This window comes from Flavobacterium magnum (assembly GCF_003055625.1).
Taxonomy (GTDB): Bacteria; Bacteroidota; Bacteroidia; order Flavobacteriales; family Flavobacteriaceae; genus Flavobacterium; species Flavobacterium magnum.
The window spans coordinates 2360434-2379235 of record NZ_CP028811.1 but is presented as its reverse complement, the minus strand read 5'-3'; the positions used below and the strand labels follow the sequence as shown (position 1 = coordinate 2379235).

At 46.4% G+C, this 18802-nt stretch carries 17 protein-coding genes; 5 read left to right on the top strand and 12 right to left on the bottom strand.

The window, feature by feature from the left end:
* Window positions 1-137: 137 nt before the first annotated feature.
* A complete protein-coding gene (locus tag HYN48_RS09985; protein WP_108371257.1) occupies window positions 138-542 on the top strand; it encodes a DUF1648 domain-containing protein in 405 nt (134 codons plus the stop codon).
* 45 nt (window positions 543-587) lie between these two features.
* Here HYN48_RS09985 and glgB read toward each other — a convergent pair whose 3' ends face one another.
* A complete protein-coding gene (gene glgB, locus HYN48_RS09980; protein ID WP_108371255.1) occupies window positions 588-2492 on the bottom strand; it encodes a 1,4-alpha-glucan branching protein GlgB in 1905 nt (634 codons plus the stop codon).
* Between the two features lie 214 nt (window positions 2493-2706).
* Between glgB and HYN48_RS09975 the strand changes: the two genes are divergently transcribed.
* Entirely contained in the window at window positions 2707-4896 is a 2190-nt protein-coding gene (locus HYN48_RS09975) for a glutamine synthetase III family protein (protein WP_108371253.1), read from the top strand.
* Window positions 4897-4958: 62 nt separating this feature from the next.
* On the opposite strand, the gene HYN48_RS09970 is transcribed toward HYN48_RS09975, so the two are convergent.
* Window positions 4959-6059 carry a cadherin repeat domain-containing protein gene (locus HYN48_RS09970; protein WP_108371250.1) on the bottom strand — a complete coding sequence of 367 codons (1101 nt, stop codon included), beginning with the start codon at window positions 6057-6059 and terminating at the stop codon, window positions 4959-4961.
* A complete protein-coding gene (locus tag HYN48_RS09965; RefSeq protein ID WP_181248451.1) occupies window positions 6059-6514 on the bottom strand; it encodes a T9SS type A sorting domain-containing protein in 456 nt (151 codons plus the stop codon). Before HYN48_RS09965 ends, HYN48_RS09970 begins: the two co-directional genes overlap by 1 nt.
* 102 nt (window positions 6515-6616) lie before the next feature.
* Between HYN48_RS09965 and HYN48_RS09960 the strand changes: the two genes are divergently transcribed.
* The gene (locus tag HYN48_RS09960; protein ID WP_108371245.1) at window positions 6617-7507 is read left to right on the top strand and encodes an OmpA family protein; all 891 of its coding nucleotides are present in this window, start codon (window positions 6617-6619) and stop codon (window positions 7505-7507) included.
* Window positions 7507-8304: an OmpA family protein gene (locus HYN48_RS09955; protein ID WP_108371242.1), complete on the top strand. Its 798-nt coding sequence runs from the start codon at window positions 7507-7509 to the stop codon at window positions 8302-8304. The genes HYN48_RS09960 and HYN48_RS09955 overlap by 1 nt, the downstream gene beginning before the upstream one ends.
* 98 nt (window positions 8305-8402) lie before the next feature.
* Here the strand turns inward: HYN48_RS09955 and HYN48_RS09950 are convergent, their stop codons facing one another.
* A complete protein-coding gene (locus tag HYN48_RS09950) occupies window positions 8403-8837 on the bottom strand; it encodes a DUF1573 domain-containing protein (RefSeq protein WP_108373536.1) in 435 nt (144 codons plus the stop codon).
* A gap of 294 nt (window positions 8838-9131) precedes the next feature.
* On the opposite strand from HYN48_RS09950, the gene HYN48_RS09945 reads away from it, so the two are divergent.
* On the top strand, window positions 9132-11762 hold the full coding sequence (locus HYN48_RS09945) for a valine--tRNA ligase (RefSeq protein WP_108373534.1): 2631 nt from the start codon (window positions 9132-9134) through the stop codon (window positions 11760-11762).
* A 25-nt stretch (window positions 11763-11787) separates the two neighbouring features.
* On the opposite strand, the gene HYN48_RS09940 is transcribed toward HYN48_RS09945, so the two are convergent.
* The 8 genes from HYN48_RS09940 to rsfS form a co-directional block, all read right to left on the bottom strand.
* The gene (locus HYN48_RS09940; RefSeq protein ID WP_108371239.1) at window positions 11788-13176 is read right to left on the bottom strand and encodes a T9SS type A sorting domain-containing protein; all 1389 of its coding nucleotides are present in this window, start codon (window positions 13174-13176) and stop codon (window positions 11788-11790) included.
* A gap of 4 nt (window positions 13177-13180) precedes the next feature.
* Window positions 13181-13957, bottom strand: coding sequence for a superoxide dismutase (locus HYN48_RS09935; protein ID WP_108371237.1), 777 nt, complete (start codon window positions 13955-13957; stop codon window positions 13181-13183).
* Window positions 13954-14229 (bottom strand): acyl-CoA-binding protein, encoded by a 276-nt coding sequence (locus HYN48_RS09930; protein WP_108371234.1) that lies wholly within the window; start codon window positions 14227-14229, stop codon window positions 13954-13956. Before HYN48_RS09930 ends, HYN48_RS09935 begins: the two co-directional genes overlap by 4 nt.
* A complete protein-coding gene (locus tag HYN48_RS09925; protein WP_108371231.1) occupies window positions 14229-14894 on the bottom strand; it encodes a phosphatidylserine decarboxylase family protein in 666 nt (221 codons plus the stop codon). The genes HYN48_RS09930 and HYN48_RS09925 overlap by 1 nt, the downstream gene beginning before the upstream one ends.
* A 1-nt stretch (window position 14895) precedes the next feature.
* Window positions 14896-15720, bottom strand: coding sequence for a phosphatidate cytidylyltransferase (locus tag HYN48_RS09920; RefSeq protein WP_108371229.1), 825 nt, complete (start codon window positions 15718-15720; stop codon window positions 14896-14898).
* 1 nt (window position 15721) lies between these two features.
* Window positions 15722-16318, bottom strand: coding sequence for a lactate utilization protein B/C (locus HYN48_RS09915; protein WP_108373532.1), 597 nt, complete (start codon window positions 16316-16318; stop codon window positions 15722-15724).
* Between the two features lie 110 nt (window positions 16319-16428).
* The gene (gene ftsH, locus HYN48_RS09910) at window positions 16429-18348 is read right to left on the bottom strand and encodes an ATP-dependent zinc metalloprotease FtsH (protein ID WP_108371226.1); all 1920 of its coding nucleotides are present in this window, start codon (window positions 18346-18348) and stop codon (window positions 16429-16431) included.
* A 14-nt stretch (window positions 18349-18362) separates the two neighbouring features.
* On the bottom strand, window positions 18363-18734 hold the full coding sequence (gene rsfS, locus HYN48_RS09905) for a ribosome silencing factor (protein WP_108371222.1): 372 nt from the start codon (window positions 18732-18734) through the stop codon (window positions 18363-18365).
* Between the last annotated feature and the right edge of the window lie 68 nt (window positions 18735-18802).

Below are 18802 nucleotides of genomic sequence, written 5' to 3'. Positions count from 1 at the left end.
TTAGTAAAATAATATTTTTTATCTTGTTAACGGGCAATCTAAACCCCATTCAATTACCTCAAGATCAACAAGAACAGCGAATATCTCAACTTAAATCATTCGAATTCGATCTCTTAAATTATTTTTATCGTTATCAAATGAAACCAGAACCCAGGATAACACTAACGCTCTCCCCTACCGACAAATTCATCGAATTAATATGCTGGCTTTCCATTATCAATATCTGGATTTTAGTATTCGTAAATTACCCAAAACTCCCCGGTATCATTCCCATCCACTTCGATCTTTCAGGAAAAGCGGACGGCTTCGGTGCAAAGGAAAACCTGTTTGCGTTGCCGGTGGTGACGACCGTTGTGGCCGTGGGACTGACCTTGTTGAACCGGTTCCCGCACCGCTTTAACCACCTGGTGACGATCACGCCCGACAATGCCTTGCGGCAGTACACGATGGCGACGCGGTTTATCCGGTGCTTAAAACTGGCCACCGTTCTGATTTTCGGGCTGGTTGTCTGGGGAATGATCCGAAGTGCAAGCGGTCATTAATGCGTAGCAGTTGACCCCAACGGCGTTCATGGACCACCAGATTTTTCAGCTTAATTTAAAGACGACGACCCCTAGAGGCGGCAAGGTTATTTCGCTCGAAAATGCCCTGCCATTCCATTCCTTTTTTTCCGTTTTGGGACTTTTCGGATTGCCGACACCTGAGCCTCCGTAGATTGCGCTGTCCGAGTTAAAGATTTCGGTAAGCCTGCCTTTCCGTGGCAGTCCGATGCGGTAAGGGGTTCGCACAACGGGAGTGAAATTGCAGACCACCACAAGATCCTGCTTTGGATTCCTGCCTTTACGGACGAATGAAATGACGGCATTCTGATGATCGTCATGGCTGATCCACTCAAAGCCTTCCGGGCTGAATTGGTTTTCGTACAACGCCGGGTTGTTCCGGTATAAGGCGTTCAGATCGGTAATGGTTTTCCTTGCCCCTTCGTGAAAGCTGAATTCAAGCAAATGCCAGTCCAGGCTGCCGTCGAATTTCCATTCGGCCCACTGTCCGAATTCGGATCCCATAAACAGCAATTTGCCCCCGGGATGCGTAAACATATAACTGTACAACAACCTTAAATTGGCGAAGGCCTGCCATTCATCGCCCGGCATGCGACCCAAAATCGAGCTCTTGCCGTGCACTACTTCATCGTGCGATAGCGGGAGCATAAAATTTTCCGAGAAGGCATAGGTCATTGAAAACGTAAGGTCATTTTGGTGGTATTTGCGGTAGATGGTCTCGCGCTTGAAATACTTAAGCGTATCGTGCATCCAGCCCATCATCCATTTCATCCCAAAACCGAGTCCGCCGCTGAATACGGGTCGCGACACCATCGGGAACGAGGTGCTTTCCTCGGCGATGGTCTGTACGCCTTCGAAATTCGAGTACACCGCTTCATTGAAATCCTTCAGGAAACTGATCGTATCGAGATTCTCCCGGCCACCGTAAATATTGGGTTCCCATTCTCCTTCATTTCGCGAATAGTCGAGGTGCAGCATCGAAGCGACCGCATCGACACGCAGTCCGTCAATATGGTAATGCTGCAGCCAGAACAAAGCATTGCTGATGAGGAATGAGCGCACCTCATTGCGGCCGTAGTTGAACACCAGGCTCTTCCAGTCAGGATGGTAGCCTTTACGGCGGTCGGGGTGTTCGTACAGGTGCGAACCGTCAAAGTAACCCAGGCCATGCGCATCGTCAGGGAAATGTGACGGCACCCAATCGAGGATGACCCCGATACCTGCCTCGTGCAGCTTATCGACGAGGAACATAAAATCCTGCGGTTTGCCGAAACGCGATGTGGGTGCGAAATACCCGACGAGCTGGTAACCCCATGAGGGGTCGTAAGGGTACTCCATGACCGGCAGCAATTCGACATGGGTAAATCCTGTTTCTTTTACGTAAGCGACAAGCTGGTCTGCGAGTTCGAGATAGGTCAGGAATTTGCCTTCCGCATTAAGGCGCCACGAACCGAGGTGTACTTCATAGACGGAATATGGTTTATCCAGTCCGTTTTTGTCCTTTCGGGTATCCATCCACGATTTGTCCTTCCATTTGTAATCGAGGTCCCAGATTACGGAAGCGGTCTGGGGCGGATGCTCGCAGTACAATGCAAACGGGTCGGCTTTCTCGGTAATGATATCGTTGTTAAAGGAATGGATCCTGTACTTGTAGCGCATCCCTTTTTCGGCATCGGGGATAAATCCCTCCCAAATCCCTGAGCCGTCCCAGCGTACGAGGAGTTCGTTAACGCCTTGTCGCCAGTCATTAAAATCCCCTATAACACACACCGAACGTGCTGCGGGGGCCCATACAGCAAAGTAGACCCCTTTGACCCCGTCTACTTCGACACTGTGGGCGCCGAGCTTGTCGTACAGCCGGAAGTGCTTCCCTGCACGGAACAGGTCGATATCAAAATCAGTGAAAAGGGAGTGTGGCAGGGTTTTGGTCATGGTGTCCGGTTTTGGAATATAAACTTAGTGAAATTCCCATTGCTTTTTGATTCCCTGCCTGTGAATGTTTGAACCCATTATTTACTCACCCAAATTCAGATAAACTCATTTTACAATCTACCCCTATTTTTTTAGGGGTGTTTTATTTTTAAAAACAAAAAACCATATATTTGCATTTAAATTAACAGGGTATAAACTTTAAAAATCAATTTTTATGTCAACATTACGTTTTCAGGCTTTAAAAGAAGCATCGACAAGGAAGCCGGTTAAATTTGAAGAGGCAGGCCGTAAATCAGAAATTTTCGCTACCAATGTATTCAACGACAAGGCGATGCGACAATTCCTGACCCAGGATGCTTATAAAGGCGTAAAAGATGCCGTCCAGCATGGAACAAAGATTGACAGGAAGTTGGCTGATTATATTGCCATCGGGATGAAGGAATGGGCGCTTGCAAAAGGCGTCACACATTACACCCATTGGTTCCAGCCTTTGACAGGCGCGACTGCTGAAAAGCATGACGCATTTTTTGAAACATCGTACGACGGCAGCGATCCGCTCGAGAAATTCGGCGGCGGGCAGTTGGTACAACAGGAGCCGGACGCGTCTAGTTTCCCGAATGGCGGCATCCGCAACACATTTGAAGCCCGTGGTTATACCGCCTGGGATCCTACGTCGCCGGCATTCATCTTCGGTACGACATTATGCATTCCCACGGTTTTTATATCTTATACCGGAGAAGCCCTGGATTACAAAACCCCATTATTGAGGGCATTGAATGCAGTAGATGAAGCAGCGACGGACGTGTGCCGCTATTTTGACAAGAATGTAAAGAAAGTCACAGCGACTTTAGGCTGGGAGCAGGAATATTTCCTTGTAGATACGGCTTTAGCGAATACAAGACCGGATATATTAATGACCGGAAGGACGCTTTTGGGCCATACTTCTGCAAAAGGTCAGCAATTAGACGACCATTATTTCGGATCAATCCCTTCAAGGGCTTTGAATTATATGCGCGAACTCGAACAGGAGTGTATGTATCTCGGCATTCCTGTGAAAACGCGCCACAATGAAGTGGCACCGAACCAATTCGAACTCGCCCCGATTTTTGAAGAGACCAACCTCGCGGTAGACCACAACTCGCTGTTGATGGACGTCATGCAGAAGGTGGGCGAACGCCATGACTTCAAGGTACTGTTCCATGAAAAGCCATTTAAAGGCGTTAACGGTTCAGGGAAGCACAACAACTGGTCACTCGCGACCGATACCGGGGTAAACCTGCTGAGTCCGGGTAAAACCCCGATGAGCAACTTACAATTCCTGTCGTTTTTCATCAATACGATTAAGGCGGTAAATAATTATGAGTCGCTGCTCAGGGCTTCCATCGCCACGGCAAGTAACGACCACAGGCTGGGTGCCAACGAGGCGCCGCCGGCCATCATCTCAGTATTTATCGGGGAACAACTCACCAAGGTGCTTGCGGAACTTGAAGGTGTCTCTTCCGGGAAATTATCGCCTGAGGAAAAAACCGACCTGAAGCTGAATGTTGTCGGCAAGATCCCTGATGTGCTTCTGGACAATACCGACAGGAACAGGACTTCGCCATTTGCGTTCACCGGAAATAAATTCGAGTTCCGTGCAGTAGGCTCCTCGGCAAATTGTGCCAACGCAATGACTACGCTCAATGCCATCGTAGCCAAGCAATTGAAGGATTTCAAGAAGGAAGTCGACGCGCTTATTGACGGAAAAGGGCTTAAGAAAGATGAAGCCATTTTCAATGTCCTGCGCGAATACATCAAGACATCAAAGGACATTCTTTTTGAAGGAGACGGTTACAGCGATGCCTGGGAGAAGGAAGCTGAAAAACGCAAACTCAGCAATTTCAAGACAACGCCGCTCGCGTTGAAGGCAAAAATCTCCAAAGACGCGCTTGAGCTTTTTGAAGAGCTGCACATCATGAACCACGTAGAGGTCGAAGCGCGTTACGAAATAGAACTTGAGGAATACACTAAAAAAATCCAGATCGAAGGGCGTGTATTGGGTGATATCGCGAAAAACCATGTGATCCCGACAGCGATCCGTTACCAGAATACACTGATAGAAAACGTCTGCGGACTTAAGGAGATTTTCGGGAATGACTTCCAGAAGTACGGCAAGGAGCAGATTTCGCTGATCAAGGAGATTTCAGAGCACATCGAAGGCATCAATACGCAGGTCGAGGAAATGACCGAAGCGCGTAAAACGGCCAATGCCCTAACCGATGCGCAGCAAATGGCGGAACAATACTGCGACAATGTAAAACCGTATTTTGAAGTAATCCGTGAGCATTGCGACAAGCTGGAATTGCTTGTTGATGATGAGAGTTGGACGCTGACAAAGTACAGGGAGTTGCTTTTTACCAGGTAATTGAAGCATTTCATAAAAAAAGCCGGCTCATTTGAGCCGGCTTTTTACTTTGGGGATGTCCCTTAGGGTACCTGGGTTACAGTATAAGCCCCTGTTCCGTTGACGTTCAAGACAAAATCAATCTTATAATTTTTTGGTGTCGACGGCGATGCTCCCGGAAACGAGATTTCCGTACCGCCCATTTCTGCAATGCCATCTGCAAGATAATCACCATAGTTGGTAATCCCTGAATTTGGATTCGGCAACATGAAATAGAATTTGTCGCTGCTTACAATACCGGTTACAGTAGCACTGGCTGTATTGGTTGCGACATTGTACGTCATATTGTAATCGGTAAAAGTCGTGGCAATGCGTACTTTAGGCACGAATTGCGTTACATCCAGGTACATCCCGTTATCCATGTCGTAGGCACTGATACTGATCCAGTATAATCCTGATGAAGGCGCAGTAAACGCACTTCCGTTCAGGACCAGCATGCCGCCCGAATTTCCATATACGGCTGAGTTCGGTGATGTACCAGAAGTGAATTTAATCTGGCTGCCTCCGGTCAGGTATTTGAATCCGGTAAAGTAGCTGTCATTATAATTCAGCAGCTGTGCAGTGGCAGTGTTAAAGCCATTAAAAGTACCATAAACATACAAATCAGCAGGATAATTGCTTGCGTTTGCCGTAGTTGGCAATGACAACACACCTGCATCATTTACCGATAACTGATAAGGCGTGCCATTAGGCGATGTCAGCGTAATGCCTTCCCCCGGAGCTAAAACCAAAGATTTTGCAGCCAAAGCATAAGGCACAGAAAGCAACTGCGTCGTACCAACCATAACATAATTCGTTCCCCCGGCAACATCCATCTCCACCTTCAGGAACTTTGAATTCGTTTTCCAATTGATTCCTGCAAAAGTTCCCGAAACCGGCGTCCCCTGCCCGATGACAAGATTGAAAAGGCCTTGTGCGTTGGTGGTTTTTGTCTGCGTTTCAGTATACAAAGCGGTTCCTGTAGCGGAAACATCCAGAACTGAAAGGCGGATGCCCACATTAGAACTCACAACGGGATTTCCTGATGGATTCAATGCGATGGCCTGGTAGGAAATACCTTGTGGCACCTGCGCAAAAGTAATCGCTGATATCAATAAAGCGGATAGAAGTAATAATTTTCTCATTAGTGTTTGATGATTTTAAATGTTTTTGTTTTCTCGTTTGAAAGTTGGATAAGATAAATGCCCTGTGCCAAATCTGACAAATCCACGGCATTGTCCGGGGTAATTTCCTTTTGAATCACAAGCTGCCCTGCATCATTGAAAACGGAGACGCTTTCTTTGGTCAGGCTCTGCGTTGATTCAAAATACACTTTGGCAACCGTAGGATTCGGGTACACTGTGATCTTATCGGACAATTCCAAAGACGGGACTTCCAAAAATTGCTGGTTTACCTGCGCCAATACACCGATAAGTCCGGTGGCCGATTGGTTCTGATTCTGCGGGATAACGACAATTTCCCCAACCCCGACAGTCGCTGTCGCTGAAATGACGCTTCCGGAATTGATGCTTTGTATGACCGACTGCGCGTTGCAAAGGCCTCCACAAAACAGTAAAATGATTAGTAAATTTTTTCTCATACGTTTGATTTTAGGCATCAAATATATGAATTGATTGCAGATTGGCGTTTTATTCTTCGCGAAACAACCAAAAAACTGTAAATTCGTGTATACAACCCTGACATGAGAATCATCCTGCTAACCATATTGCTGCTGCGCTTCGTTCCCTGCCTTTCTCAGGAATCCTTCGCTGTATATTTTGACAGCAACCAGTTTTCCTTGACCCAAAAAGAGCGCGCCCGCCTTGATCATTGGATTGCAGCAAACAAGGAGTCGAAAATTGTGGCCGTGAACGGCTACACCGATGAAGACGGCACCACCGGATTCAATGACACGCTCGCAAAAAAAAGGGTTGATTTTATTGTCAGCCTCCTAAAAGGCAACATCAACATCCGCGACGATTTTAAGACCAGGAGCTTCGGCGAGACATTTCAGTCTTCCAGGATAAAAGCCGAAAACCGTAAAGTCACCATTTACTATCTTCTGGCAAAGGACCTCCATCGCGAAAACGAGATCTTGGGCATTGTACCTAAATCGGAAGTGCCAAAACCTAAGGTCCGCCAACCCATCCGGTTCCCGACCAACATTGCCATCGACAACCCCAACGGCACCAAGACATCGGTACAGCTCGATACGCTTTTTATGCAGAAAGTAAACCTGGCCAAAGCCGGCGATAAACTGCAGATTGAAAACCTGAATTTCCGCATCAATACTTTCATTGTTGTCCCGGAATCTGTCCCAAAAATGTATGAACTCCTGCTGGTATTGCAAAGCAATCCCGACCTGAACATCCGCATCCTCGGGCATTTGTGCTGCATGCCCTCAGACAAGCAGGATTTGTCGACACAGCGCGCCAAAGCCGTATACAGTTTCCTGACCGCATACGGAATCCCCAAAGACCGGCTGTCGTACAAAGGCCTCGGGGTAACCCAGCCGTTGTTCCCGATTCCCGAAAAAAATGAGGCCGAGCGTGCCGCAAACCGCCGTGTAGAAATCGAAATCATTGCAAACTGATGAAAATAAGACTGTTCCTTTTGTTGTTGTGCTGCTTCGCCCTGCCTGACGCCAACGCCCAGGGCCGGCTCGAAGTATTTTTTGATTTCAACAAATACGACATCAACCCCGGGGCAAAAGAAAAACTGGACCGCTGGCTGTCGGAAAACAAGAACATCGAGGTGACCGGAATTTACGGCTATTGCGACTGGAAAGGTACTAATGGCTATAACGATACATTGTCGCTCAGGAGGGTGAACCAGATTTACAATTACCTGATCAGCAACCGTATTGCGGTGGCGGCCGGTTATGAAACCAAGGGCTTCGGCGAGGATTTCACGCAGTCAAAGATACAGTCGGAAAACCGGAAGGTGCTTATCGTATACGAACCCCTAAAGCCAAAACCCGAAGCCATCCAACCGAAAACGCAATACCAGACGCTTACCGAACAGGTTAAGACGGCAAAGCCCGGCGACCTGATAAAATTAGAGAACATCAATTTCTTCAACAACTCTGATGCCGTCGTTCCCAAATCAAAGCCCGTGCTCGCCGAACTGCTTTGCATCATGGAAGACAACCCGAACCTGAAGATCGAAATCCAGGGCCACATCTGCTGCCAGACGCAGGGCGACGTAAACGATATTTCGACGAAGCGTGCCAAGGCGGTGCATACGTACCTGGTGCGCAATAAAATCAGCCGCGACCGACTCACATTCAAGGGGTATGGCATCACGCGGCCAATGCACCCTATCCCTGAAAAAAACAGCCAGGAGGAAGACGATAACCGCCGCGTTGAGATTTTAATCCTTTCCAATTAGACGACTCGGATAACTTTTGATATCACTATGTCGCTCTGTATTTAACAAATAAAAAAACCGCCCTGTTCAGGCGGTTATTTTTTTTATCAAAGCGTCAATTATTTTTCGATAATCGATTTCTTTTTCTCCATAAGGTTCACTTCTTTCTTAGCGATCACCTCTCCTTTAATCTTGAGTGCAATCTTGCCGCCCTCGACATTCACCGCATTCGACTCGACCGTAATGGTCTTACGGATCGCACCCGGATTCATATTGTATTTTACGTCGATTTTTCCGGTTTTGCCCGGCATGATGTCTTCCGTGGGTTTTGAAGGTACCGTACAGCCGCAGGTCGACTGCACATTGATGATCTTCAACGGTGCATCGCCGGTATTCTTAAACTCGAAACTCCGGATACCGTTATCGGATTCTTTTGAGACCGTTCCGTAATCAATCGTATTGTCTTTCGCCATGAACTCGATTTTAGGGCCGGACTGGGAAAATCCAACAATCGAAAACACCATAAAAACCGCTAAAAATAATGTTCTTTTCATTTTGTACTTTTTCATTTGGGTTCGTAAATTTAAATTCTTTTGACTAATGCGCAAATAATTAACTCTTAATTTTTTATCCCACACGATTTATTTATTTTTGCACACTATTGCAAAAACCGTACCTGAGATTTGTTTTTTCAGGAGCCCATCCTGCTGTCCGCTGTATCTTTTCCCTGCTAAAGAAGCAGGCAAAAGGATGCCGCTGCCATCAGGGCTAAAACGCTCAGAACCAGCGGATATTTTGCACACAGCAACAATGAACCGAATTTAATGCCAAAATGGCAAACCCACACTATGACAATCCCATCGCAATTCGACGCCAAAGCCATTGAAGACAAATGGTACGCTTACTGGATGAAAAACAACTATTTCCATTCAGAGCCGGACCACCGTACGCCCTACACCATCGTAATCCCGCCGCCAAACGTCACCGGCGTGCTGCATATGGGCCATATGCTCAACAATACGATCCAGGACGTATTGATCCGCCGCGCACGACTCAAGGGTTTCAATGCCTGCTGGGTTCCGGGAACGGATCATGCTTCGATTGCGACTGAGGCCAAGGTTGTTGCCAAACTCAAGGCGGACGGCATCAGCAAAAACGATTTGTCGCGTGAGGAATTCCTTGCGCATGCCTGGGAATGGACAGACAAATACGGGGGCGTGATCCTCGAGCAGTTGAAGAAACTTGGCGCCTCCTGCGACTGGGAGCGCACAAAATTCACGATGGATCCTGACATGTCTGCATCGGTTATCCGCTCTTTTGTTGATCTGTACAACAAGGGCCTTATTTACCGGGGTTACCGCATGGTCAACTGGGATCCCGAGGCCAAAACGACGCTGTCGGACGAGGAAGTGATTTATGAGGAACAACAGGGAAAACTGTATTTCCTTAAGTATAAGATTGAAGGGACGAAAGATTTCCTGACTGTGGCGACGACACGCCCTGAAACAATTTTCGGTGATACGGCCGTGTGCATCAATCCTAACGATGAACGTTTTTCCCATTTGAAAGGCAAAAAGGCCATCGTTCCCATCTGCGGACGCGTGGTTCCCATCATTGAAGACGATTATGTCGATATGGAATTCGGGACCGGCTGCCTTAAAGTGACGCCTGCCCATGACGTCAATGACAAGACGTTGGGTGAGAAACACCACCTCGACATCATCGATATTTTCAATGAAGACGCCACGCTGAACGCGTACGGACTCCACTACGAAGGGAAAGACCGTTTCGCTGTCCGCACCGAAATCGCAAAAGAACTTGAGGAAAATGGCGATCTGGCTAAAACCGAAAACCACATCAATAAAGTAGGTACTTCGGAACGGACCAAGGCGGTGATTGAACCGCGGCTGTCTGATCAATGGTTCCTGAAAATGGAAGATTTGGTAAAACCTGCGATCAAATCGGTACTGGAAGACAACGAAATCAAATTATATCCAAAGAAATTTGAAAGCACTTACAGGCATTGGCTCGAGAATATCCGCGACTGGAATATTTCGCGTCAGTTGTGGTGGGGGCAGCAAATCCCCGCTTATTATTACGGTCCGGGCAAAGAAGAGTTCGTCGTAGCGGAAACAGCTTCGGACGCGCTGGAACTCGCAAAAACTAAAACGCAAAATCCAAATCTGCAGGCAGGTGATCTAACACAGGATGTGGATGCATTAGATACCTGGTTTTCATCGTGGCTGTGGCCGATGGCGGTTTTCGGCGGTGTCCTGGATCCGGAAAACCCGGATTTCAAATATTATTATCCTACAAATGACCTGGTTACCGGCCCGGACATTTTATTCTTCTGGGTTGCCAGGATGATCATCGCCGGCTACGAATATACCGGTGAAAAGCCGTTTACAAATGTCTACCTGACCGGGCTCGTACGTGACAGCCAGAGACGTAAAATGTCGAAGTCATTAGGGAATTCGCCTGATCCATTGGATCTGATTGATAAATTCGGAGCTGACGGCGTACGTGTGGGATTGTTGCTGAGCGCGTCTGCCGGAAATGACATCCTTTTTGACGAGGAACTGTGCAATCAGGGAAAAGCGTTTACGCATAAGATCTGGAATGCATTCCGACTCATCAAAGGGTGGGAAGTGGCTGAGATTCCGCAGCCGGAATCTTCAAAAACAGCCATCGAATGGTATGAGGCAAAACTGCAGCAGACATTGGCTGAAATCGAAGACCATTTCGAAAAATACCGCATTTCGGATGCATTGATGGCGATTTACAAATTGGTTTGGGACGATTTCTGTTCCTGGTTCCTTGAAATGATCAAGCCGGCATACCAGCAGCCCATCGACAGCGCAACTTTTGCAAAAGCGATCGAGATGATGGAAAACAACATGAAACTGTTGCATCCATTCATGCCGTTTTTGACAGAGGAAATCTGGCAGCTGATCGCAGAACGCAGTAAAGACGAAGCTTTGATCATTTCGGCCTGGCCGGAAGCAAAGCCTTTTGATTCAAAATTAATTACCGATTTCAACCATACGATAGACGTAATTTCAGGAATAAGAACGATCAGGAAAGAAAAAAATATCCCGTTCAAAGATGTGATTGCACTAAAGGCTGTAAATAACGAACAGGCTTCAACCTATTTTGACGCCGTAGTTTCCAAACTCGGCAACATCGATTCGTTCGAATATGTTTCTGAGAAAGTAGATGGCGCACTGTCTTTCCGCGTAAAATCGAATGAATATTTTGTACCGATTACCGGAAATATTGATGTTGAAGCAGAGATCAAAAAACTCACCGAAGAACTCGAATACAACAAAGGCTTCCTAAAATCGGTGCAGGCAAAGCTCTCCAATGAAAAATTCGTGAGCGGTGCACCGGAAAAGGTTATTGAAATGGAAAGGAAGAAAGAAACTGATGCTTTGGCGAAGATCGCGATGATTGAGCAAAGTCTTTTAAGCCTTAAATAATGTAAAAACCCGGAAATATCCGGGTTTATTTTTTTATGATCTTTTTGGTCAGTTCGCCTTTAGGTCCCGAGACTTTTAAATAATAGATTCCGGATGAATAATTTCTCAAGTCAATATTATTGGCAGCGGCCGGATTTGCTTCTCTTAAAATCTGACTCCCTAATGAATCAAACAGCAAAATTTCGGATCCTGCTTCCCTATTGTCAACGAAATCAACGTTTACAAAATCAGTAAAAGGATTGGGATATACATTTACAGTTGCGATTTTTGACACAGGATTTACAGACAACGAGACCGAAGTATTGTACAAAAGGACGAGTCCGTGGTTATAATCAGCCACTGCAACGTCCTTCAAACCGTCGTTGTTGAAGTCACCCAGCGCAAAACCCTGCCTGTTATAGTGTGTCGCATAAGGTAATGGGAAAGAATCATATGAAGTATATTGCCCCGACGCGTTTTGCTCATAACAGCTAAGGCTTCCACCACCATGAACTTCGAAGATCTCATTTTTCCCGTCGTTATTCAGATCACCGATTTCTATCGGCTCCGGAACATCGTAAGACGAAATGATCGAAGGGCTGTCCAGCAAATGGGTCGTCTGGTTTTGCTTCCAGATATATAATTTTGAAGCAGGTGAATTCCCCCCACCGGAAGCAGCTACATCGCTTTTTCCATCGTTATCCAAATCTCCTACTGCTATGCCGTTGATGCCCCAAATGCTGCTGCCGATAGCATAGGCAGCCTCGGTGTCCAATATTCCCGATAAATTCTGGGTCAGTACATGGATTTGATCAGACGATTTTGTAACTACATCCTGCCTTCCGTCCCCATTCAGGTCGGCAATATGAATTTCAGCGTCATAAGCGGTAGTACAGGTATAAGATGCTGTTGTAAACGCACCACCCGCAGATTGCATCAGCGTAGCTACATTATTAGCATAATAAGCGATAGCAATATCGTTTAGCCCATCATTATTGAGGTCGCCTACTTTCAGGCTCTTGACAAGGTTCGGCATCACGATTTCGGTTATAGGGTTTAGTGTACCCGAATCATTCTGGTAAAAAATACCAATTTTGGTACCGAAACCGATCACTACATCGTTAAGTCCATCATTGTCGACATCAGCGATATCGAGTGTTTCTATGTCTGACGATGTTGCGGTATACGGATATTTTACCGCTGGATTGAGTTCACCTGAATTATCCTGTGTGAAAATAAAAATCCGGTAATCATTATTTGTGTCGAAATAACTAGCCATGCCCAGTACAACATCGCTGCGCCCGTCATTGTTTACATCGCCGACACATACGACTTCAGGCCATGAGCCTGTTGGTATTGAAATATAAGGAGCAAAACTTACCTGAGCATTGCAAATAGAAAATCCCAATAAAAAAATAAGTATAAATTTTTGCATTGTATTAACTGCTTTTCTTCATCGCTTCCTCATACTTCTCCCCGACTTTCTGCCAATTGATCAGGTTGAAAAATGCATCGATATAATTCTTTCTTTTGTACTGATACTGAATATAATACGCGTGCTCCCAAACGTCGAGGGCAAGAATCGGTTTGCCTGAAACAAGCACACCCGGCATTAAAGGGTTGTCCTGATTTGGCGTGCTCGTTACCTGCAATTTTCCGTTCTGATCGACAACAAGCCAAGCCCAGCCTGAACCAAACTGATTCGTTGCTTCTTCGGTAAATCGTGTTTTAAAATTTTCAAAAGACCCGAAATCGGCAGCAATAGCCAAAGCCAAGGTATCCTTCGGCTGGCCGCCGCCTTTACCGGAGAGCGATTCCCAAAACAGGCTGTGGTTGTAATATCCGCCCGCGTTGTTGCGCAACGGCATATTTTCAGTGCCTGCCTTCCTAAGGATGTCTTCGATGGGTGCTTTTTCGAGATCCGTTCCGGCGAGTGCCTTATTGAGGTTGTTGGTATACGTAAGATAGTGCTTTGAGTAATGCAGTTCCATAGTTCGCGCGTCGATATCCGGCGCCAAAGCGTTGTAGGCGTAAAGCAATTTCACCATTTCAAACGCCCCTTCATCCGCTTTCACATCGGACGGATCCCCGACGACGGCTTTGGTCGGCACTTCGGTTTCAGGTAAAGGCACCTCAACTTCGGTGAGTTTCTTTTGGTTACATGAAAAAACCGCAGCGGCAGCAAACGGCAATAACAACAAACGTAAAGTTTTCATGACGATGTATTGAGTGAGTGGATCAATTCAATGTAAGCTTCTTTGGCCTCATCCGGCGAAAGGTGGCTGATCTGCATCCAGGCATTGGTCTTAAAAGCGTTGCGCAGGTCGAAATTTGAAGCATGGCGGCTGTTGTCGATGGTGCCAAAGGTAGCCTGCTTGTAAAACGCATACAAACGCAGCTGCACGTCCTGAGGCAGCGACGACTGTGTCATACGGTCAGCAATCTCGACCGCATCATTAAAGCGTTTATTTAAATCTTCGGGGTGCATCAGGATTTGGCAGCGATAATGGTCCTGTTTCCAATGGCTTTTTGTCCGAGTTTCACGTCCACTTTCGTGCCTAACGGCAGGAAAATGTCAACGCGGGAACCAAATTTGATAAATCCGGCATCTTCTCCCTGCACAACATCCATGCCTTCTTTCGCGTAGTTGACGATACGTTTGGCCAAAGCGCCCGCAATTTGCCTGTACAGGATTTCGCCAAATACCTTGTTTTCAATGACTATGGTCGTGCGCTCATTCTCCTCACTGGCTTTTGGGTGCCACGCGACGAGGAACTTCCCGGGATGGTATTTGCTGAACTTCACTTTACCGCTGACCGGAAAACGCGTGACGTGCACATTGATTGGCGACATGAAGATGGAAACCTGCAGTCGGTTGTCCTTGAAATACTCGCTTTCATACACTTCTTCAATCACCACCACTTTGCCATCTACAGGCGCGATGACATGGTTGTTGTTTACAACCAGCGTCCGGTTAGGGTTCCTGAAAAACTGGAGGATAATGATCAGGAAAAGCAATACGGTAATCTGGAGGGTTTTCTGCATCCATAAATCGGCAATAAACTTATCGGCCAAAAGAACAATGCCGACGCTTATTGCGCACGCGACCAAAATAATCCTTGCGCCTTCCTTGTGAAATTTTAAAAGAGCCATTTTATATAAAATTTAAAATCTGGTAAAATAAAAAAATGAACGGTGCTGCAAATATAACACTATCCAGCCTGTCCAGGATGCCACCATGGCCGGGCATGATTTTCCCGCTGTCCTTCACTCCTGCAATCCTTTTGAATTTCGATTCGATCAAGTCACCGATGGTACCGAAAACGCTCATGATCAGGGCAAAACCAATCCATATATTCTGCGCGAGCTTTCCGCCTTCAATATAATATTTTGAGATCAGGAAACCGGCCAGCACTGCAAATGCTACGCCGCCGAGAAATCCTTCAATCGTCTTTTTAGGCGAAATCCTTTCGTACAGCTTGTGCCTGCCAATCGATTTTCCGACAAGATATGCAAAGGTATCATTTGTCCAGACTAAAATAAAGATGCCAATGAGAATTTTTGGGTTGTATCCCTTGATGCCGAACGGAATTTTGGTAATGATGACGAATGGCAGGATGATGTACCCTGCGAGGTAGGCATATTTTGAAAACGTGCTGACCGTATCGCGGTTCCGGCTGAAGAGAAAAATAATTCCTTTAATTGAGACCAGCATGGTCAGTGCCAGCAGCGCCAAATCAAAATTCCGGTCAAGCCGTATGTCGCTGAACAGCATATAGCTGATTGTCCCGTAAGCGGACAGGGAAAGTAACACGGGAAAAATGACAGGGAGCCGCACAAGGCTGCAGAATTCGAACACGGCAATAATCAGGAAGATCCCAAACAGGAGGAAAAAAGTTTCCGTAGAATAATAAATCGAAGCTATCAGTAAAATCACATAAACAGCACCGGAAATCCCCCTCTTGAGCGTTTCGTTCATCTTAAAGATCCTCTAAAAGCAACAAATAAAGGTTTTTGGCAACGCTTCCGTAATGCAGGAAGTCTTCCTCTTTGGCTTTTTCAAAATATTTGATGGTGGTGATGTTGGTAGGGTAATCTTTTTCGTAACGCTTTTTAATTTCACGCAGCCCGTCGCTCTTGTTTTCAATAATCTGGCTGGTCGTCCCTACAATGACGATGTTTCCCGGAAGTTCCTGAGGCTTGAGCTGCTTGATCTGGTTTGACGAGAACAGCACCGAGCCCTCATCGGCAATGAGGTTTTCACAGGTGGCAAAAAGGAATTTGGGGCCGGCAGGACTCTTGAAATTGATCCTGTTCTCCTCGAGCATGCTGAACAGCTTGGGTTCAAAGCACATGGCCTCTGTTTCAAACCAGTCGTTCTCTTCAAGGATGTCTTCGAAATGGTTCCTGACTTCAGTGAGGTTTTCGCAGTAAAGGAACTTACCGCCGTTTTTTCTGAAATTTATCGTAAACTGTTCGTCGATCGGGAGATTTGACGTGGGAATGGCATTTAAATCATTCGCTTTCTCTTCGTCAGAAGAATCCCCGGGACCAAAAAATTTTCTAAAAAGACTCATATAAATTGTTGAAAAACCAAATTCCGGAATGAAATTTATCAAAGATAAAAAAATCTTAATTCAAACAGTTTTTTGAATTAAGATTTTTGTGAAAAGTCCGTATTTTACGGCTATGACGTCTCCTCCTGCAGGTTTTTGTCAAAAGGCCGCTTCCCGAAGATATTCTCGAGGTCGTCTTTAAAGATCACTTCCTTGTCGATGAGGATGTCAGCCAATTGGTTGAGCTTGTCCTTATTATCTTCCAAAATCGCTATGGCACGCTGGTATTGGCTTTCAATCAGTATCGAAATTTCCTCGTCGATGACTTTTGCCGTCTCTTCTGAGTAAGGTTTCGAGAAATTGTATTCGTTCTGTCCCGTCGAATCGTAATAGGTAACATTTCCGATTTTGTCGTTCAGGCCGTAAATCGTAACCATGGCCCGTGCCTGTCTGGTTACTTTTTCGAGGTCGCTCAGGGCGCCTGTTGAAATCCTCCCGAAAGTCACGTGCTCAGCGGCACGGCCGCCCATCGTGGCACACATTTCATCGAGCATCTGATCCGGGCGAACGATCTGCCGTTCCTCAGGAAGATACCAGGCAGCACCCAGACTCTGGCCTCTCGGTACGATGGTCACTTTGACCAAGGGTGCCGCGTGCTCCAGCATCCAACTCACCGTGGCATGTCCGGCTTCGTGTATCGCAATGGCTTTCTTCTCTTCCGGGGTAATGATTTTATTTTTCTTTTCCAATCCGCCGACGATACGGTCTACGGCATCAAGGAAATCCTGCTTATCTACGGCTTCCTTGTTTTTACGGGCGGCGATCAACGCGGCTTCGTTACAGACATTCGCGATGTCGGCGCCTGAGAATCCCGGCGTCTGTTTGGCTAAGAAATCCGTGTCTAGGTTTTCGACTTTTTTAAGTGGTGCCAGATGCACTTCAAAGATTTCCTTGCGTTCCCTGATGTCCGGGAGGTCCACAAAAATCTGGCGGTCGAAACGCCCCGCGCGCATCAAAGCCTTATCGAGCACATCTGATCGGTTGGTTGCCGCGAGTACGATAACGTTCGAATTGGTGCCGAAGCCATCCATTTCAGTCAGCAGCTGGTTCAGCGTATTTTCCCGCTCATCGTTGCCACCTGACATGTTGTTCTTTCCGCGCGCGCGTCCCACGGCATCAATCTCATCTATAAAAATAATTGCAGGTGATTTTTCCTTCGCCTGTTTGAACAGGTCGCGAACACGCGAGGCACCCACCCCAACGAACATCTCAACAAAATCAGAACCTGACAATGAGAAAAAAGGGACTTTCGCTTCGCCTGCTACTGCTTTCGCCAGCAGGGTCTTACCCGTTCCCGGAGGACCTACAAGCAACGCCCCCTTCGGGATTTTACCTCCAAGGTTTGTATATCTTTCCGGATTTTTCAGGAAGTCCACGATTTCCTGGATTTCTTCCTTGGCCCCCTCGAGTCCGGCCACATCCTTGAACGTGGTCTTGATGTCATTCTTTTCGTCAAACAACCGCGCTTTCGACTTTCCGATGTTAAAAATCTGTCCGCCGCCACCCGCGCCGGTACTAGACATCCTGCGCATCATGAAGATCCCGAAGACAATCAGTAATATAATTGGGATGATTGTAATAATGTCGATCCAATTGGTTTTCGGGGCAAAATTGTAGCCTGCAAGCTTTCCAGCTGTCTTGGCGTCTTCTAGTTTCTTCTGGAATAATTCATCATTCCCGATCTCATCAAGGAAAAGATGCGGCCCTTTGTTGGGGTTTCCGAAAACATCCTTAGCCACTTTGGCAAAAAACTTATCCTTGAGTGCCGCCTCATTGAGATAGACATCAGCCTGTGTTTTGTTGACTACCACTTTGGAAATCAAACCTTTATCAAGGTATTCATTAAAAGTCGAGGAAGTGATTTTTGATGGATCTTTTATCGAATTGTCGCCGGTAATGTAAACGAACAGTATGACAGCGATTACAGACAGGTAAATCCACATCGGATTGAACCTGAGCTTTTTTGGATTTGGAATATTGTCTTTAGACATGAATGTGGATTGCTTTAGTATTTGTTTTGGATGGTGGTAATTTTGGCATCGCCCCAAAGACTCTCGATATTGTAGTACTCACGGATGGGCTTCTGGAACACATGCACGACGATGTTGACGTAATCCATCAGCACCCATTCGGCGTTCTCAGCCCCTTCTACGTGCCAGGGTTTGTCTTTAAGTTCCTTCGAGACTGTTTTCTGGACAGAATTCACGATGGCGTTTACCTGGGTATTCGAATTCCCGTTGCAGATCACGAAATAATCCGTGGCCGAGTTGTCAATTTCCCTGAGATCCAGGATATCTATGTCGTTTCCTTTAACCTCTTCAATTCCTTTTATAATGAGTGCCAGCAGCGCATCGTTATTTACAGACTTTTTTGCCATTTAATATTTTTTATAAGTTTGCAAAGTTACCATTTTTTGTATTTACTTTTGAACCTTAACAGAAGATT

Coding starts and splice junctions, on each gene's coding strand:
- HYN48_RS09925 (WP_108371231.1), bottom strand. CDS start 14,894: ATGGCTCTTTTAAAATTTCACAAGGAAGGCGCAAGGATTATTTTGGTC.
- HYN48_RS09950 (WP_108373536.1), bottom strand. CDS start 8,837: ATGAAAAGAACATTATTTTTAGCGGTTTTTATGGTGTTTTCGATTGTT.
- HYN48_RS09945 (WP_108373534.1), top strand. CDS start 9,132: ATGACAATCCCATCGCAATTCGACGCCAAAGCCATTGAAGACAAATGG.
- ftsH (WP_108371226.1), bottom strand. CDS start 18,348: ATGTCTAAAGACAATATTCCAAATCCAAAAAAGCTCAGGTTCAATCCG.
- HYN48_RS09960 (WP_108371245.1), top strand. CDS start 6,617: ATGAGAATCATCCTGCTAACCATATTGCTGCTGCGCTTCGTTCCCTGC.
- HYN48_RS09985 (WP_108371257.1), top strand. CDS start 138: ATGAAACCAGAACCCAGGATAACACTAACGCTCTCCCCTACCGACAAA.
- HYN48_RS09970 (WP_108371250.1), bottom strand. CDS start 6,059: ATGAGAAAATTATTACTTCTATCCGCTTTATTGATATCAGCGATTACT.
- HYN48_RS09955 (WP_108371242.1), top strand. CDS start 7,507: ATGAAAATAAGACTGTTCCTTTTGTTGTTGTGCTGCTTCGCCCTGCCT.
- rsfS (WP_108371222.1), bottom strand. CDS start 18,734: ATGGCAAAAAAGTCTGTAAATAACGATGCGCTGCTGGCACTCATTATA.
- HYN48_RS09935 (WP_108371237.1), bottom strand. CDS start 13,957: ATGAAAACTTTACGTTTGTTGTTATTGCCGTTTGCTGCCGCTGCGGTT.
- glgB (WP_108371255.1), bottom strand. CDS start 2,492: ATGACCAAAACCCTGCCACACTCCCTTTTCACTGATTTTGATATCGAC.
- HYN48_RS09930 (WP_108371234.1), bottom strand. CDS start 14,229: ATGCACCCCGAAGATTTAAATAAACGCTTTAATGATGCGGTCGAGATT.
- HYN48_RS09940 (WP_108371239.1), bottom strand. CDS start 13,176: ATGCAAAAATTTATACTTATTTTTTTATTGGGATTTTCTATTTGCAAT.
- HYN48_RS09965 (WP_181248451.1), bottom strand. CDS start 6,514: ATGAGAAAAAATTTACTAATCATTTTACTGTTTTGTGGAGGCCTTTGC.
- HYN48_RS09975 (WP_108371253.1), top strand. CDS start 2,707: ATGTCAACATTACGTTTTCAGGCTTTAAAAGAAGCATCGACAAGGAAG.
- HYN48_RS09920 (WP_108371229.1), bottom strand. CDS start 15,720: ATGAACGAAACGCTCAAGAGGGGGATTTCCGGTGCTGTTTATGTGATT.
- HYN48_RS09915 (WP_108373532.1), bottom strand. CDS start 16,318: ATGAGTCTTTTTAGAAAATTTTTTGGTCCCGGGGATTCTTCTGACGAA.